11 protein-coding genes are annotated in these 15,359 nt (G+C 72.5%); 6 read left to right on the forward strand and 5 right to left on the reverse strand.

From position 1 onward, the window contains the following. Genes ACFY2Q_RS17315 through ACFY2Q_RS17335 form a run of 5 tightly spaced genes read left to right on the forward strand, consistent with a single transcriptional unit; the run spans position 1 to position 4,639 of the window. On the forward strand, positions 1 to 897 hold the full coding sequence (locus tag ACFY2Q_RS17315) for a branched-chain amino acid ABC transporter permease (protein WP_387131221.1): 897 nt from the start codon (positions 1 to 3) through the stop codon (positions 895 to 897). Then, positions 894 to 1,880 (forward strand): branched-chain amino acid ABC transporter permease, encoded by a 987-nt coding sequence (locus tag ACFY2Q_RS17320; protein WP_387131222.1) that lies wholly within the window; start codon positions 894 to 896, stop codon positions 1,878 to 1,880. The genes ACFY2Q_RS17315 and ACFY2Q_RS17320 overlap by 4 nt, the downstream gene beginning before the upstream one ends. After that, positions 1,861 to 2,631 (forward strand): ABC transporter ATP-binding protein, encoded by a 771-nt coding sequence (locus ACFY2Q_RS17325; protein WP_387131224.1) that lies wholly within the window; start codon positions 1,861 to 1,863, stop codon positions 2,629 to 2,631. The genes ACFY2Q_RS17320 and ACFY2Q_RS17325 overlap by 20 nt, the downstream gene beginning before the upstream one ends. Continuing rightward, positions 2,628 to 3,371 (forward strand): ABC transporter ATP-binding protein, encoded by a 744-nt coding sequence (locus ACFY2Q_RS17330; protein WP_387131226.1) that lies wholly within the window; start codon positions 2,628 to 2,630, stop codon positions 3,369 to 3,371. The genes ACFY2Q_RS17325 and ACFY2Q_RS17330 overlap by 4 nt, the downstream gene beginning before the upstream one ends. Next, on the forward strand, positions 3,368 to 4,639 hold the full coding sequence (locus ACFY2Q_RS17335) for an MmgE/PrpD family protein (RefSeq protein WP_387131227.1): 1,272 nt from the start codon (positions 3,368 to 3,370) through the stop codon (positions 4,637 to 4,639). Before ACFY2Q_RS17330 ends, ACFY2Q_RS17335 begins: the two co-directional genes overlap by 4 nt. Before the next feature lie 70 nt (positions 4,640 to 4,709). Here the strand turns inward: ACFY2Q_RS17335 and solA are convergent, their stop codons facing one another. Both solA and ACFY2Q_RS17345 read right to left on the reverse strand, forming a co-directional pair. Beyond that, positions 4,710 to 5,864: an N-methyl-L-tryptophan oxidase gene (gene solA / locus ACFY2Q_RS17340; RefSeq protein ID WP_387131229.1), complete on the reverse strand. Its 1,155-nt coding sequence runs from the start codon at positions 5,862 to 5,864 to the stop codon at positions 4,710 to 4,712. 138 nt (positions 5,865 to 6,002) lie between these two features. Then, positions 6,003 to 9,188 carry a penicillin acylase family protein gene (locus ACFY2Q_RS17345; protein ID WP_387131230.1) on the reverse strand — a complete coding sequence of 1,062 codons (3,186 nt, stop codon included), beginning with the start codon at positions 9,186 to 9,188 and terminating at the stop codon, positions 6,003 to 6,005. Between the two features lie 214 nt (positions 9,189 to 9,402). Here ACFY2Q_RS17345 and ACFY2Q_RS17350 point away from each other — a divergent pair, with 214 nt between their 5' ends. Beyond that, complete coding sequence (locus tag ACFY2Q_RS17350; RefSeq protein ID WP_387131232.1) at positions 9,403 to 10,767, forward strand: MFS transporter; 1,365 nt, start codon at positions 9,403 to 9,405, stop codon at positions 10,765 to 10,767. Between the two features lie 322 nt (positions 10,768 to 11,089). Here the strand turns inward: ACFY2Q_RS17350 and ACFY2Q_RS17355 are convergent, their stop codons facing one another. From ACFY2Q_RS17355 to ACFY2Q_RS17365, 3 genes are all read right to left on the reverse strand, one after another. Next, positions 11,090 to 12,754: a thiamine pyrophosphate-binding protein gene (locus ACFY2Q_RS17355; RefSeq protein WP_387131233.1), complete on the reverse strand. Its 1,665-nt coding sequence runs from the start codon at positions 12,752 to 12,754 to the stop codon at positions 11,090 to 11,092. Further along, positions 12,741 to 13,502 carry a cyclase family protein gene (locus ACFY2Q_RS17360; RefSeq protein ID WP_387131235.1) on the reverse strand — a complete coding sequence of 254 codons (762 nt, stop codon included), beginning with the start codon at positions 13,500 to 13,502 and terminating at the stop codon, positions 12,741 to 12,743. The genes ACFY2Q_RS17355 and ACFY2Q_RS17360 overlap by 14 nt, the downstream gene beginning before the upstream one ends. Positions 13,503 to 13,608: 106 nt before the next feature. Beyond that, positions 13,609 to 15,354 (reverse strand): hypothetical protein, encoded by a 1,746-nt coding sequence (locus tag ACFY2Q_RS17365; protein WP_387131237.1) that lies wholly within the window; start codon positions 15,352 to 15,354, stop codon positions 13,609 to 13,611. Positions 15,355 to 15,359: the final 5 nt, after the last annotated feature.

Here is a 15,359-nt window from a genome sequence, read left to right on the forward strand (position 1 = left end):
ATGCTGCTCGGCTATCCGCCCGCGTTCTGGCTCGGCCTTGTCGTCTCCGGCGTCGCGCTCGGCGGCCTGTACGCGCTCTTCGGCTCGGGACTGACGCTCATCTTCGGCGCCGCGAAGATCATGAACTTCGCGCAGGGCGAGTTCTTCATGGTCGGCGGCTACGTCGCGGTCTTCAGCGCCGTGTCGCTCGGCCTCGGATTCTGGCCGACGCTCGCGGTCACCACCGCGGCGCTGGGGCTGCTCGGTCTGGGACTGAACGCGACGATCTTCCGTCGGGTCACCCAGAACGCGCGGTCGCTGGAGATCGGCATCGTCATGACGCTCGGGCTGTCGCTCGTGCTGCAGGAGGGCGCATTGCAGCTCTTCGGCAGCACGGCGCGGCGGCCCGTCGCCGACGTCGGAGTGCCCGACCTGCGCCTGGGCGGCGTGACCATCGAGGGTGTCCGGTTGGTCAGCCTCGGCCTGGCCGTGATCGCGCTGGCCGGGCTGGGCTGGTTCCTGACCCGGACCCGGGCCGGGCTCGCGGTCCGCGCGATGCCCCAGAACCGGGAACTGGCGGCCACGCTCGGCATCCGCACCAGCCGGGTCAACGGGTACGCCATCGGAATCGGCACCGCGCTGTCCGGACTGGCCGCCGCGGCGGTCGCCCCCTACTACGGGGTGTACCCGTCGATGGGCGCGGGCTTCGGCTTCGTCGCCTTCGCCATCGTGTTCATGGGCGGCCTGACGAGCGTCGCCGGCAGCGTCGTCGCCGCGCTCATCGTGGGCGTGGTGACAAGCCTGGTCGGCGGTGCGATCTCGGCGACCGCAGCCAGCGCCATTCCCTTGATCATCATGGCTCTGGTGGTGCTCGTGCGGCCACAGGGTCTGTTCGGACGGGCGGCGAGGAAGGCATGAAACGGGCAGTCACCTGGACCGGGGTCGCGGCCGGCGGCGCGCTCGCCGTCGCCTGGCCCCTTATCGCCGACAACCAGTGGATCTCGGTGGGCTCGCTGGCACTTACCTTCCTGGTGCTGGGCCAGGCACTCAACCTGGTGTACGGCTACGCCGGCTACCTCTGCCTGGGCATCACCGTGTTCTGGGCCGTCGGCGCCTTCACCACCGCACGGCTGGTGGACAGCACCGACATCGGCACCGTCACCGCGATCCTGCTCGGCGCGCTCCTGGCCGGACTTGTCGGACTCGTCGTCGGCCTGGTCGCCATGCCGCGCGGCCGGGACGCCTTCGTCATCCTCACGCTCGTGCTCGTGCTCTTCGCCGCGGTCCTCGCCCGCGGCTGGCGGGCGGCCACCGGCGGCACCCAGGGCATCGCCGGCCTGCCGGTGATCGAGATCGGCTCGTTGCGCATCGCCGACAGGGCCGAGTTCTACTGGGCGACACTTGCGATCGCGCTCGTCGTGCTCGGCACCTTCGCGGCGCTGGTCACCTCCCGCTGGGGTCGCACGCTGCGGGCGAGCCGGTCCGACGAGCTGCTGGCCGCCTCGGTCGGGGTCAACCTCACCTTCCACCGGGTGCTGGCCCTGGTCGTCGCGGCGATCGCGAGCGGACTGATCGGCGGCGTGCACGTGCTGCGCATCAGCGTCGCCGACCCGAGCCTGCTGTCGCTGACGTTCCTGGCGCCGCTGTTCGCGATCGTCTACATCGGAGGGCCGGGAAACTTCCTCGGCGTCACCGTGGCGGCGATCGTGGTGACGGCGATTCCGGAGCTGTTCCGCGAGCTCGACGCGTACCGCAATCTGCTCTACGGCGGGCTGCTGCTGGTGGCCGCGCTGCTGTTCCCCCAGGGCCTGCCCGCGGCCGTCCGCTCCTGGACGGCGCGGCTGCGACGCCACCCACCCGCACCGATCGAGGAGGCCGACGATGTCCCGGCCCGTGCCTGAACTGGAGGTCACCGCGCTGACCCGCAGGTTCGGCGGCGTGACCGCGCTCGACGCCGTGAACCTCACCTTCACCACCGGCGAGGTGACCTGCCTGGTCGGCCCGAACGGCTCCGGCAAGAGCACGCTCGTCGACTGCGTCACAGGCGTGACCCGGCCCACCTCCGGCAGCGTACGGCTGCGCGGCGCGGACCTCGGCCGGACCTCGCAACGAGCCCGCGTCCGGGCCGGACTGCGCCGCACCTTCCAGGCCGTGCACACGTTCGCCGGGCTCACCGTGCTGGAGCACATGCTCATCGCACAGCAGGAGACCGACGGCGTGCGCTGGCTCGCCCAGGTGGTGCGCTCCCCCGGGCTGCGCCGCGCCGAGAAGACCGCCACGGAGAAGGCGATGCCCGTGCTCGAACTCGTCGGACTCGCCGGTCGCGCAGGCGACCAGGCCTCCGCGCTCTCCTACGGGCAGCAGAAGCTGCTCGGCCTCGCCATCGCCCTGGCCGGCGAGCCGAACGTGCTCTGCCTCGACGAACCCCTCGCCGGCGTCAGCCCGCGACTGACCGACGTGCTTGTCGGCGTCCTCGGTGAGGTACGTCGTCGCGGCGTCACCCTGCTGGTGGTCGAGCACGACATCGACTTCGTCGCCGACATCAGCGACCAGGTCGTGGTGCTCGCCGAGGGGCAGGTGGTCGCGGCCGGCCCACCGTCGGTGCTCTCCGACGACGTCGTGTTCGCCACGCTCTCCGGGACCACCCGGTGAACGCGCTCGCGGTCACCGACCTGGTGTCGGGCTACGGCCGGGCCGCGCCGATCGTGCGCGGCGTCAGCCTCGCCTTCTCCAGCGGCACCATCAGCACGGTGATCGGCCCGAACGGCGCCGGCAAGTCGACGCTGCTCAAGACGATCTCCGGGCTGGTGCCGGTCCGCGCCGGTCGGATCACCGTCGGCCACCGAAGTCTGGAAGGCGAGGACGCCACCGCCCGGGTACGCGCCGGAGTGGCGCTCTGCGCCCAGGGCCGCGCGAACTTCCCCGACCTGACCGTGGCCGAGAACGTCCGGCTCGGCGCGTACGGGCTGCCCCGCCGGCAGGTGGCCGAGCGGTTGGCGTGGGTCCGAGCCAACGACCCGGTCACCGACAAGCGGTGGAAGGACCGGGTCAGCGACCTCTCCGGCGGCCAGCAGCAGTCCGTGGAGATCTCGATGGCGCTGGTAAGCGATCCGTCGGTGCTGCTTCTCGACGAGCCGTCGCTCGGCCTGGCGCCCGGCTCGCGCGCCGACGTGTTCCAACGGATCCGCCAGATCGCCGACTCCGGGGTGTGCGTGCTCGTCGTCGAACAGAACGTGGCCGCAGCGGTAGGTGTCTCGGACCGGCTCATCGTCCTCGACCAGGGCACGGTGCTGCTCGACGGCCCGCCCGCTGCGGTTCTGGAGAACGATGACCTGCGCACGGTCTATTTGGGTGCACGGGCGACGCGCGCCGAACCCCCGGCGGCGCGGTGACCGACAGCGGTCTACGGGCCGCGGCGTCGTTCGCCGCGTCCGCCCCGATCCCGGCCGAGGTGCTGCACCGCGCCCGGTGGGCGTTCCTGGACACGGTCGGCGTGCTGCTGGCCGGCACCGGCACGGCCGCGGCCCAGGCCGCAGCCCGCACCGCCCGGCGCTCCCCCGGCGCGGCAGTGGTGTACGCGGGCGGCACCGCCTCGCCCGCCGCTGCCGCGCTTGCCAACGCCGTGGCGGCAAGCGCGCTGGACTTCGACGACGGGCACTACCGGGGCGGCGGCATCCACCCCGGCTCCACGATCGTTCCGGCGCTGCTTGCCGCGTCCACCCCGGACACGTTGCTCGACGATTTCCTGCGCGCACAGGTCGTCGGGTACGAGGTCGCCATCCGGGCCGGACACCTGCTGTCGCCCGGGCACACCGGCGGCGCGTACCGGGCCACCGGCGGCGCCTCCGCCATCGGCGCCGCTGCGGCCCTGGCCCGGTTGTGCGGGCTCTCGGTCGGCGACACCGCACGCGCGCTGCGGATCGCCTCCGCACACGCCCCGGTCGCCACGCTGCAACTGCCCATGGTGAAGGAATCCATCGGCTGGGCCGCGGCCACCGGAGTCACCGCCGTGCACCTGGTCCAGGACGGGTTCGACGCGGGCCCGGTCGCCGCCGACGCGCTCGGGATCCCCGCCACCTGCTTCGACGGTCCGCCTGCCGGCTTCGCCGGCTCCTGGGGCACCCGCTGGGAGTCCGGGCGGTGCTACGTCAAGCCGTACCCGTGCTGCCGGGCCGCCCACGCCCCGCTCGACGGTGTGCTCGCCCTGCGCCGCGCCCACCCGGAAGGCGACGTGCTCGCGGTCGACGTGCAGACGACGGCGGGCGCCGCGGCCCTGACCGACCCGACGCCGCGCACCCTTGAAGAGGCGCAGTTCAGCATCCCGTACGTCGTCGCGGCGGCCCTGCACACCGGCCCGCCGGCGCCGCTGTCCTGGTTCGACGACCTGGCCGACCCCGGCATCCTCGCGCTGAGCCGCCGCGTCACGGTACGCGCCTCGGAGACGCTTTCCGACACGGGCGACGGCTACCCGGCGCGGGTCACGCTCACCACCACCGAGGGCGGTTTCCCCATCGACGTGCCGTACGCCCGGGGGCACACCGCCCGCCCGCTGACCGAGGCGGACCTCTGCGCCAAACTCCATGCCACCGCCGGGCGGTCGGCGTCCGCCCTGCTCACCGCCGTGCTCGACGCCCCGTCCGCCGGCCTGCCCCAGTTCTGAGGGCGGTACGGCGACGAGAGCAGGCACCGCGAGCGCCCACCGGCACCACGACCCGCCCGCGGAGACCTGGTCAGATCGACGTGGCGCGGAAAATGCGGCGCGGGTCGAACAGGCCGATGGGATGCCGGGTCGCGCCCTCGGTCGCCAGGTCGGCGAGGATCTCGCCGACGACCGGGACGAACTTGAAGCCGTGGCCGGAGAAACCGCAGGCCACGGTGACCTGCGGATGCTCCGGGTGGGTCGCGATGACGAAGTGCTGGTCCGGGGTGTTCGTGTACATGCACGTGACACCCCTGACCAGCCGGCCCGCGAGCGTGGGCAGGATCCTCCCCACACGCTCGGCCATCTCCCGGACCTCGGTCGGGCGCACCCGCCTGTCGATGGTGTCCGGCGTACAGGCCTCACCGTGGCGGAAGAACGCCACCTTGACGCCGCCCTGCGGGCCGTCGATGGACGGGAAACCGTAGACCTGGCTGCCGGCGGTGTCCTCATGGATATAGATCGGATGCCGCCCCGGCTGGAACGGGCCCACCCCGGCCTCGGGCTGGAACCAGTACATGACCTGCCGCTCGACGGTGAACGGCACGTCGAGGTCGGCGAGCAGCTCCGGCGCCCACGCGCCGGGGCAGACGACGAGACGGGCCGCCCGGTAGGACGCCTGGTCGGTGGTGACGAGGACGTCGCCGTCGGGCAGCACCTGCCAGCCGCGTACCGGCTCGTCGTAGTGCAGGTCGGCGCCGTGCCGGGCGGCGAGGTCGAGGTGCGCGGAGACGGTCGCCTCGGGGCGTACGAAACCCGCCCTGGCCTCATAGAGCGCGACCTCGTCGTCGGCCGGGGTGAAGTTCGGGAAGCGGCGGCGCAGCTCGCCCGCGTCGAGCGTCTCGTGGGGCAGGTCCCACTCCCGGGCGGCGCGCAGGCTCCCGGCCACCGTAGCGCTGTCCGGTCGGCCCACGAACACCCCGCCGGTGAGCGAGATGATCTCCCGCCCGCTGTCGCGTTCCAACCGCTCCCACAGCTCGTACGCCCGCAGCAGCAACGGCACGTAGGCCGGGTCCTCGAAGTAGGCCTGCCGGGTGATGCGCGAGCCACCGTGGCTGGATCCGCGGTCGTGTGCCGGCCCGAACTGTTCCAGACCGAGCACCCGCTGGCCGCGTGCCGCGAGGTGGTAGGCGGCGCTGCTGCCCATCCCGCCGAGTCCGACCACTATGACGTCGTGGTCCGCCATGTCCGGGGCCTCCTGCCTGCGATGATCCGCGGACGGAACCTACCGCGCCGGCCGGAGGGCGGTCGGCGCGGGGGTGGCGAGCGGGGCGTGCGGCGACTACGGGGGCCGGCGGGTGGTTCCCGCCGGCCCCCGTCGAGGTCATCGTCCGTAGAGCTCGAATTCGTAGAGCGAGAACCCGTACGAGGTGGCCCGGCTGACCCCGTACACCCGCACGTAGCGGGCGGTGACCGGGGCGAAGGTGACGTTGTCGACGCCGCCGTTGCCGGTGGTGGTGCTGAACACCGGCTGCCAGGACGTGCCGTCACCGGAGACCTCGACCCGGTAGGCCGTGCCGTAGGCGGCCTCCCACCGCAGCACCGCCCGGCTGACCGTCCGCGTCGCCCCGAGGTCCACCCGGAGCCACTGGTTGTCGTTGTAGCTGCTGGCCCACCGGCTGCCGAGGCTGCCGTCGACGGCCTTGGCCGGGGTGTTGCTTGTCAGGAACTGGGTGCTCGACGCGGTGGCCGGGCGGCCCTGCGCCAGGTTGGTGAGATTGTCGCCGCGACGCGCCGGGAACGAGACGACCTGCTGGTAGGTGGGACGGTTCTGCCAGGCGATCAGCGGGTGGGTGATACCTCCGAGCCCGGACTGGGCGATGGCGTCGGCGCACCACTGGTCGCCGGCCCCGCAGGACGAGTCACCCGGGTAGACAGTCGTGGCCGGCACCGCCGCGGCCTGGCCGAGTGTGTCGAGCAACGCCTGCCGACACGCGCCGAGGTTGCCGTTGCCGCAGTACGCGCGTCCGAGCCCGCCGGCGACGGGGTCGCCGAGCACGGTGCGCAGGTCCTTGTCGACGTAGCCCCACCAGCCGTACTGGAACGACGAGCCCTTGTGCGCCTGCCCCTGCGACGCCCAGCTCACGGTGCCGTCGCGCGCGGCGTTCTGGCCGCCCGACGGCGCCTCGTTCACCTCGATGGCGTCGACGAGCGCGGCGTAGAGGTCCGGCCCGAGGCCGGGGCGGAACTGGGCCGAGGCCAGCAGCGGCCACCAGGCGTCGAAGATCCGGATGGCCTCGGCGTGCTGGTAGACCTTCGAGCCGGGCGATGTCTCCACCCGGCGGGAGCCGGCCTGCTGCCAGGCCCGCAGCTTGCCGATCGCGTCGGCACGTGCCGGGTCGGTGACAGGCGTGCTGTCCAACACCCGCAGCAGCTCACCGAGCACCTGCTGACCGCGCAGGTCGGTCACTGCCGCCTGCGCCGTGATCCGGACGACGTCGGCGCGACCGACCTTGCCCTGGGCGATGGCCGCGCGCACCGGACCGTCGAGCAACTGACCCCGGTGTACCGCGCCGTAGCTGAAGTTGCCGTCGGCCGCCCCGAAATCCTTCGCCTGCTTGTTGTTCCAGCTGACGTAGTAGTCCTGGTTCACCGACTGCGGACGCGCCGACGTCGGGGCGTAGGTGGCGTCGTTGGTGTCCGGGTTCCAGCCGACCCACTCGTACGCCGGCTCGGCCCTCGCCGGAAGGTTCGGGTCGAGCCCGGACGGGCGGACCGGGTTCGAGCCGGAGTTGAAGTACGCCGCCTCGGTGGAGTTGACGTAGAACCAGTTGAACGCGTACCCGACGCTTGCGGCGGACGCCTGGAACGCAGCCGCGCTGCCCATCGCCGCCGGGTCGTTGTACGCCTGGAAACCGATAGCCGATTCGGCCTCGTGCCGGTAGGTCGAGCGCAGCTTGGTGAACGCGGTCGGCTTACCGTCCACCAGGCCCCGGTATGCCACAAGCCCGTACTTGGTGCGCAGCGAGCGCAGTGTGTAAGCGCCCGCCGGGGTGGAGTCGGCGAGTGTCGGCGACCAGGAGTTGCGCTTCTCCAGCACCTCCATCGCAACGCACTGGCCACGGTAGAGGTAACGGTTGGAGCGCAGCGTCGGCGCGCTGCCGTCGGTGGTGCACAGCGGCACCGCGTACGTGTCGGTCAGGTCCTGGGAGGCGGAGGTGGCGCTCCAGGCGTAGTCCTGGCCGCGACCGAGCAGCACGTAGAGGTTCAGCCCGGCGAACGCCGCACCACGCGCGCTGATCCCCGGCCCCTGGAGTTCCTGGAGCATGAGCAGTTGCGGGGCGAAGTAGCCGGTCTGCGGGCCGAACACGGCGACCGGGTTGCCGGTGGTGGTGTGCGAGCCGGAGACCACCACCGCGTTGGACATGCCGTGGGCGCGCAGGTTGGACAGCCCGCCGAGCAGGTCGTTGGTGGCCGTGCTGGCGCCGGTGCGGGCGGCGGCCCCGCCTGTGGCGTCGTAGGCGAGGGGCTCGGCGATCACCGTGCCGGCGTCGGGGAGCACCGCGCTCGTCGCGCCCGGCGGTGTCGCGCCGTACGGGAAGCTCTGCCCGTCGTGCAGCGTGAGCACGGTCTCCGGGTCGTTCTGCGAGCGGAACGCCTGCCAGACCCGGTCGCCCTCGGTGGCGCCGTACTTGGCCCGTGCAGCCACCCGGACCAGCGCTGACTGGATCTCGGTGCCGCCGCCCCCGCCGAAGAGCCCGCCGACCACACCGGCGGTGGCGATCAGATCGGTCATTGTGAAGTGCGTCGGCTTGCCAGCGCCGGTCAGCACGTACTCACCGGGGTAGTTGTCGTCGGCGATCGACTTGTCGATGTAGGCGTTGATGCCGGCGATGTAGTCGACCACGTCGGTGTAGAGCTGCTGGCCCCGGGTGCCCTTCTGTCGCAGCGCGTCCACCTGCGCCTGGAGGTCCGCCTCCGAGTAGGGCGAGTTGGCCCAGATGCTCTGCTCCAGCTCACGGTTGCCCGGGGCGCCGCCAGCGAACGAGGTGAGTGTGCCGCGACCGGCGTGCCGCAGCAGGTCCATCACCCACAGCCGGTCCTGGGCTCCGGCGTAGCCGGCGCCGAACATGGTGCCGGCGCGGGTGGTGCCGGTGACGTGCGGAACGCCTGTCGCCTTGTCCCGCACGATCGTGACGTCCGACCGCGGTGAGACGGTGCTCTCGACCTGCGCGGCGGGGACGCCGAACGAGGCGTCGTTGTAGAAGTGGGCGATCTGCTCGTCGGTGAGCCCGGCGTAGTTGTAGACCAGGTTCGCGTACTCGTCGAGCTGGTCGCTGGAATGTGCCGGGCGGGTGCCGAGCGCCTGGTGGGCCAGGATGCCGACCAGCGTGGCGTTGCCGTTCTGGCCGGGTGGCAGGATGTCTGCGCACTGGCCGAGGCAGTAGTCGTCGGGGCTGAAGGTGGTGGCGGCGAGTGCCGGTGACGGCGGGGTGACCGTCAGGACGCTCGCGGTCAGGGTCGCGGCGGTGAGGGCCGCGAGCCGAGCACGAAGGGCGGGTCTGCGCATGGAGGTCCTCCGGGGACGCGGAGTCGGGCCGTTCTCACTCCTTCTGTCCGGGCGCTCCGGCCGGAGATGAGAATGACTCATATCGATCTGGGCAATGATCGGCGCAGGACCGCCATCCGGGATAGCGGTCGTTCACCACGCGCCAATGCCGACGTTTCGCCGCCTTCCGCCACCCGGACCGGGCCCGGTGGGAGTGGCGCGAGGGGGAGTCGCCATGACGCCTGATCTGTCGCCGCGAAGGGCCAGGGCCGTGCTTGTCGCGCTCTCCCTCGCCGCGTTCGCGTTCATCACCACCGAACTGCTGCCCGTCGGCCTGCTGACGCACATCGCACCCGACCTCGGCCGGTCCCGCTCGCAGATCGGTCTGCTGGTCAGCGGGTACGCCGTCGTGGTCGTACTGTCGTCAATACCGCTGACCCGACTGACCCAGCGGATCCCCCGGCGTCAGTTGCTCGCCGTCACGATGCTCCTGTTCGCCGCCGCGAACGCCACCGCCGCGCTCGCGCCGACGTACACGGTGCTTGCCGGCTCCCGCCTCGTGACGGCCCTCGCTCAGGCGGTGTTCTGGTCCATCGCCACGGCGACCGTGGTCGGCCCCTTCCCGGTCGCGGTGCGCGGCCGAATGGTGGCGCTGTTCGCGACCGGCGCGACGCTCGCGCCGGTCCTCGGCGTACCCCTGGGGACCTGGCTCGGGCAGCAGGCCGGTTGGCGTGTCGCGTTCGCGGTGCTTGCCGGGATCGGTCTGGTGATCGCCGCCGCGGTGTTCCTCCTCCTTCCCTCCTATCCCCCGGCCGCTGGCGGCGCCGCGCAGGGCACCGCACCGCACGGGCGGCGCTTCGCCCTGCTGCTGATCGCGACAGCCCTCGGCATCGGCGGCTTCATGACCCTGCAGACCTACGTCACACCGTTCCTGCTCGACGTCAGCGGCTTCACCGACGCGGTGCTGGCGCCGCTGTTGTTCGTCTCCGGCGCGGCCGGCGTCGTCGGCACCCTTGTCGCGGCCCGCACCCTGGACACCCGGCCCATCACCTCCCTGCTGACGCCGCTGGGCATCGGCACTGCCTCGCTGTTCGGCCTGTACGCGCTCGGCACGCTCCAGCCCGGCACTGTCGCGCTCCTCGCCGGGATCGGCCTCGCCTACGCGGCGTTCGCCTCCGCCGTGCAGAGCCGGATGCTGCAACTGGCTCCGGGCAGCACCGACATCGCGTCGGCAGGCGTCAGCACCGCCTTCAACGCCGGCATCGCCGGCGGGTCGCTGCTCGGCGGTGGCCTCCTGCCCGCCATGGGGGCACGCCCGCTGGCACTCGTCGCCGGATTGCTGACGCTTGCCGCCCTCACTCTGCTCGCCGTGGACGCCCGGCGGGCCCGCACGAGAAGCGGTAGCGCCAGCCGGACGATCCGGCCGGCACGAAGGCAGCGTTCAGCGGCCACACCAGGCGCGGGCCGACGCGGTACGCACCAGCAGCCCGGCGGCCAGCAGGGCAAGCAGCGACAGCAGACCGCACCCCATCGCTGCGGCGACGGCAGGGTCGAGTTCACCCGAGCGCAGCACCCCGGAAAGCGGCCCGGCGCGCAGTAGGCTGCCGATTCCCAGCAGGAACGCGACGGCGACCGGCGCGGCGAACCGACGCACCACCTGCCAGGCGGTCGGCCCGCCGCTCCAGAGCCCTCGGAGCACTGCCGCGACCGCCACCGTGCAGACGGCCAGGGCAAGCCAGTTTCCCGCGCCGCCGACGTCGGCGAGCAACGCCACGTCCACGGCGAGCATGTACGCCCACCACAACGCCAGCAACGACATGCTCGCGACGATGCTGCGCGGTCGCCGCAGCAGTCGGCGGACTGTCGGCGAGGGCTCGCGGTGCGACGGCTCGGAGATCATCGACGGATCCTATGGCGACGGCTCAGTGGCCGCGGAACGCCTCCTCCAGCCACCACGAGCCGCGCGTACCGCAGACCTTGGCGTCGACGACAAGCGGACCGGTACGGGGACCAGCGAGCCAGGCGCGTAGCGGCGCGAGATCGTCGATGGTCCGGACGGTCACCCCGTCGCAGCCGTAACCACTGGCGATCGCGGCCAGGTCGGTGTCGGGGAAGGTGACGGTCTCCAACGGGTGCCCGTCCGGGCCGAAGTGGTGCACCTCGGCGCCGTACGCCGCGTCGTCGTAGATCACCACGAGGAGGGGCAGCGCCAGCCGGACGGCGGTGACCAACTCGGTAGCGGACATGAGGAAGCCGCCGTCGCCGACCGCAGCGACGGTGAGGCGGTCCGGCCGGGCGACCGCCGCGCCGAGCGCGCTGGCCAGGCCGAGCCCGACCGACTGGAACGCCTGGGTGAAACAGAATCCGGCCACGTCCGGCACGTCGAGCCACATCGACGGATAGCCCATGAAGTTGCCGGAGTCGACCACCACCGTCCGGTCTCGCGGCAGCAGGTCGTCCAGGGCGGCGGAGAGCGTCCTCGGGTCGATCCTCGCCGGACTGCCGCCGCCCTCGTCCTGGTACGGGACCGTCCGCCACCGGCCGTGGTCACGAATCCGTTGTGCCAGCTCCGGCGTACGCCAGCCGCCGTCCACAGACCCTGTGACGTGCTGCCCCAGCCGATCGAGCACCGCCTCGGCGACAGCTGTCACCTCGCCGGCCACCGCGAGGTCGACCGGACGGTTCACGCCGAACGCGGCCGGGTCGTGGTCCACCTGGACGACGACGGCGGAGGGCGGGATCAGCTCGCCGTGCCGGGTGGTCCACATGTTCAGCGTGCTCCCCCACGCGACCACCAGGTCCGCCGCGCCGATCAACTCGGCGGTGAGCGGGGTGGCGAAGCCGCCGGCCACGTCGAGATTCCACGGGTCGCCGGCGAACAGGCCCTTCGCCGCGGCCGAGACCGCGAGCAGCGCGCCGCACGCGTCGGCGAGCCGGATCAGCGGGTCCCGGGCCGTGCGGGCACCCCGACCGGCGATGAAGACCGGTCGACGTGCTGCCTGGAGCGCGGCCAGCAACGGCTCGACCTGCGGGGCGGTGGCCGGGGTCGACACGACCGCGGGGACCGGGCCGACCCACGGTTCGGTCACGGCGCTCTGCACCTCCAACGGGAGGCCCAGCACCACAGTCGCGCCACGGGCGACGGCCCGGTACGCCGCGCCCGTGTCCTCGGCCGCGTGCGTCGCGCGTACCCGATGGAAGTCGGCACCGACCGAGGCGGCGAGCGACGGAAGGTCGATGAAGAAGTTCGACCGGGGCGCGGTCGCCTCCGGGGCCAGAACCAGCATCGGGGTACGGCTCTTCGCGGCCTCGGTGAGGCCCGTCAGCGCGTTTGTGACGCCCGGACCCTGGTGCACCGAGAGCACGCCCACAGTCCCGGAGGTGCGGGCGTACCCGTCGGCCATGCTCGCCGCGCCGCCCTCGTGGGCTGCCGCCACGAACCGTGCGCCGGCGGCCACGAGCGCGTTCGTGACATGGAAGTTGCCGCTGCCGACCACCCCGAAGACGTACCGCGCGCCGTGTCCGTGCAGGACACGCCCGACCACCTCGGCCACCCGCATCTCGGGGCCGGTCCTACCGTTCGACAAGCGCGAGGACCCGGCACGGGCTACCGGACCCGGAGACGATCGGCAGCGGCCCGGCGATCACCACCGCGCCGGTCGCCGGCAGCTGCGCCAGGTTGCGGAGCTGGGTCAGGCCGTACTTGTCCTGGCCGAGCAGGAACGAGTGGCACGGGAACGGCGGGTCGAACGAGTGCGCGGCGCCCGCGTCGGTGCCGACCGTCTCCACCCCGACGCCCTGGATCGGCGACTCCTCGGCCAGCCAGCGGGCGCACTCGGCGGAGATGCCCGGGGTACGCCCGGCGTTGGCGTACCGCTCCGGATCGTCGCCGTAGGCGTCCCAGCCGGTGCGGTAGAGCAGCCAGCCGCCGGCGGGCAGCGCACCGTGTGCCGCCTCCCACGCCTTGACGTGCTCGACCTCAAGGAGGAAGTCAGGGTCCTCGGCGGCGTCGGCGGCGTGGTCGATCACCACCGCCGGGGCGATCAACTGGCTCACCGGGACCTGCGACACGTCCGCGCCCTGTTTGCCGCTTACCCAGTGCACCGGGGCGTCGAAGTGGGTGCCTGTGTGCTCGCCGGTGGAGAAGTTGTTCCAGTACCAGGCCGGACCGCGGTCGTCGTACCGGCTGATCTCGCTGAGTTGGAACGGCCAGGTCTGGCCGAACTGCTCGGGCAGACCCAGGATCGGGGTCTGGTCCGAGAGCGGAGCGGTGAGGTCGACAACCTGGATCCGGCCGCTGGAAAGAGCGGCGACAAACTCCTGCAGCACCGTCATGCCGGCACGGTACACCGCGCAGCCGGCTCCGCGACGGACCACTGTGGACGCCGATCCTGGATTCCGGAACCGCCCCGACGCGTGGTCCGTCGCGTCCAGGGCCGGTCTACCCGGCCGGGCCCTGCTCGACGACGTCGAAGACCAGGCCGCTCGACCCCTCGCCACGACCCGGTCGCTTCCGGCGGCCGATCCAGGTGTACGTCGACCCGTCCGACCAACGGGCCCGCTGGTGCACGCGGGTGACGTGCAGCCCCTCGCGCGGCACCTCCTCCGAGTGGATCGTCAGGTCGCGCCCTGGTTCGAGCAGTTCACCACGCGGCCGGGGGTCCACGGTCTGCCCCTCGTCGCGTCGGGGGACACTGCCCCGGCGCAGCAGATAGGCGCCCCGGGCCGGTTCCACAGGCAGCAACGGGAACCAGTGCTCCGGCACGCTCGTGGCAAGCCGGTAGTGGTCCGCTCCCGCCGCACCGGAGGCCGCCGCCGGGCCGCCGGAGCCAACCGACGCGTCGGCGCCAGCTAGGTCCGCCGTCTCGTGCCGGCGTACCCGGCGGTCGGTCGCCCCCGCCACAGTGGTCTCCACAGCCCAGGCGACGTTTGCCATCTCGTCCCGGAAGAACCGGACCTCCTCCACCGGCTCGGCCTCCAGGCTGTCGGCGATCGCCGGCGCGACCAGGAAGTGGTCCGAGCGCTCACCTGCCGCAGCCCCCGGACCTGGGACGCTGTGCCGGAACAGACTCCAGTCCTGACCGTCGCCGGGCAGCGCACCGGCGGGGCGGATCAGGGTCCGGAAGCCGAAGGTGTCGGTGACCACAAGCGACCCGATCTGCACCACGGAGGCCACCGGCAGAGTCAGCGGCAGCAGGTACCAGTCGTTGCTGTAGACGGTTGCGTACTCCACGAGCAGCAGCCGGGACAGGTCGGTCGGCTCCGCCTCCACCCGCCCGTAGTCCACCCGCGCGTCCTCGAACTCCCACCACCGCGCCGCCGGCATCCCCGGATAGCCGGCCGGGGCCGGCAGCACGGTCCGGATGATCTCCTCGGCCGGCGTCTCGACCGGATCGGCCGCGGGCAGCGTGGCGCCGGTGTCCAGGCTGAACGAGTACCAGTCGAGCCGTCCGCCGTCGTACTCGTCGGCGGAGAGCACCGTGTCGACACCGCCGGAGCGTGCGGCCACCTCGAACCGGTACTCCATCCGGGACGGATCCCAGGCCGGCGGTGCGGTCTCGGTGCCGTCCGGGGCGAGCCCCAGCGAGTCGAGCCAGGCCAGCCACGACCGGGCCCGGGACCGCAGCGCCCGCAGGTCCGCGAAGGCCACCGTCACCCGGGTCGGCGGCGTGCCGTTCTCGGCCAGAGCGCGCATCTCCGGCAGCAACTCGGCGCCGCTCGGCGTCCGCCGTGCCAGCACCGACAACCAGCGTCGGCTCTGCGGGTCCAGCGGGCCGTCACCGCCGTCGTCGAGGGTCAGCGGGTACGCCGCGGCGAAGCGGTCCCGGTAGCCGGCCAGTGACTGATCTCCGCCGAGCAGCCGCAGGAAGTGCTGGCCGGCCCGGGCCGCGATCCGCAGGTCGGTGAGCCGGCCGGAAGAGCCGGCCTCGACAGCCGTCTCCAGCGGGCGGCCCCGATCGTAGGGCCGCAGGGTGCCGCCGTGCGGCCGGTAGTGGGTCACAGGTGTGACCTCCGCCCGCAGGCTGACCGACACCGGCGAACCGGCGTCCTCGCCTGTGAACTCGCCCAACTGCCACTGCCGGGCCAGCATCCAGAGCGGGTCGTGAATCCGGGCCTGTAGGCCGGGGGCGAGATCGTCGCTGCGGGCACCCGGTTCGAGCCGGGTCCATGAGGTGACAGAGGACATCGTGG

Source organism: Micromonospora sp. NPDC000316 (assembly GCF_042898885.1).
Taxonomy (GTDB): Bacteria; Actinomycetota; Actinomycetes; order Mycobacteriales; family Micromonosporaceae; genus Micromonospora.